This window comes from Microbacterium istanbulense, assembly GCF_037204145.1.
GTDB lineage: Bacteria > Actinomycetota > Actinomycetes > Actinomycetales > Microbacteriaceae > Microbacterium > Microbacterium istanbulense.
Genome location: NZ_JBBDGN010000030.1, coordinates 1 through 1,458, shown reverse-complemented (window position 1 = coordinate 1,458; position 1,458 = coordinate 1). Strand labels below are relative to the sequence as shown.

General features: G+C 70.1%; 1 protein-coding gene. It reads right to left on the bottom strand.

Features of this window, described 5'->3' with window-relative positions; all coding sequences use genetic code 11:
- Nucleotides 1-23: 23 nt before the first annotated feature.
- Nucleotides 24-1,343: an ISL3 family transposase gene (locus tag WDU93_RS15210; protein ID WP_337322086.1), complete on the bottom strand. Its 1,320-nt coding sequence runs from the start codon at nt 1,341-1,343 to the stop codon at nt 24-26.
- Between the last annotated feature and the right edge of the window lie 115 nt (nt 1,344-1,458).

Below are 1,458 nucleotides of genomic sequence, written 5' to 3'. Positions count from 1 at the left end.
GGCTCTTCGGACATTCGGTGGGGTCATGGGGTGAGGCCGCCGGCGGCGAGGAGCATGCGGAGGCGGTAGTTGTTGCGGTTGCGGTAGCCGCGGGCGAGGCGGCGGTGCAGCTCGATGATCCCGTTGACCGCTTCGGTGCCGCCGTTGTTCGCGCGGCTGGTGGTGAAGTAGGCCAGGAACGCTGACCGCCAGCGGCGGAGGGTGCGGCCGAGGCGGGCGATCTCGGGGATCGGGCAGGTGTGGAACGACTCGACGATCTTCTCGGCGATCCGTCGCCCGTCGGCGAGGTCCTTTTGGTGGTACGCGGACCGGAGCTGCTGCGCGCACTGCCACGCGACGAACACCTCGTCGTGGACGGGGTCGACTTCGATCGCCGTGGTGAGCCTGGCGCGCTGCTTGTCGGTGAGGTTCTCGGCCCCGGCGCGGAGGATGGTCTGGATGCCGTAGAGCGGGTCGCCCTTCCTGCCGCGATGCCCGAGGGTGTCCTGCTGGACGCGGCGGCGGACCTCGTCGACGGCGGCGGTGCCGAGCTTGACGACGTGGAACGCATCCAAGACGGCCGTGGCGTCTTGCAGCTTGTCGTCGATCGCGGTCTTGTAGCCGGCGAACGGATCCAGCGCGGCGACCTGCACGTTCCTCCGGAACGACTCGCCCCGCTCGCCGAGCCAGGACGCGTAGGCCTTCCCGGACCGGCCGGGCACCAGATCGAGCAGCCTGGCCCGCGTGTTTCCGTGCTCATCACGGGTCAGATCGACCATCCCGGTCAGTTCCTTCGGGCCCCGCGTGCGGGGGTCGACATGATGCCAGACGTGCTCGTCGACACCGAGCGTGGTGACACCCTCGAACCGAGACTCGTCCGCGGCGAGCCGCACCAGTTCGGGTTCGACCGCGCGCCACACCGTCTTCCACGACGTCCCGAGCTGACGGGCCAGCCCCGCGATCGTGGCGTGCTCGCGACGCAGCTGCCCGATCGCCCACGCGACCGCACGCTTCGTGATCGATCCGCGCCGCGGGACGAGGGTCGGCAGCTGTTCCACGAACGTCTTCCGCAAGCACTCCGCGTCGCTGCACCGCCACACTCGTTGCCGCCACACGATCAGCACCCGCGTCGCGCCGGGCACGTCGTGAAGCAGTCGCTGGCGGCGACCGCGGCCGACTGCGACGACCCCGCACGACGGGCACCCGGCAGGCGTCGCCGGGCTCGAGACCGTCACCACCAGCACCTCGTCGCCGCGTTCGACGTGCTCGACATGGACCCCGTCGAGGCCGAGCAGCAGGTCGCAGCGGGAACACGGGCAGAAGGCGGAGCGCGCGGAAGCGCACCCCGAAGTAGGGTGAAGCACGTCGAGGTCCTCGTGAAGATCAGGGAGTTAGCGCTTCTGATCCTCGGGGACCTCGACCCCTACCCGCCGAACCTCATCCGGCGAGCCTCACCCCCACCGGATGTCCGAAGAGCCC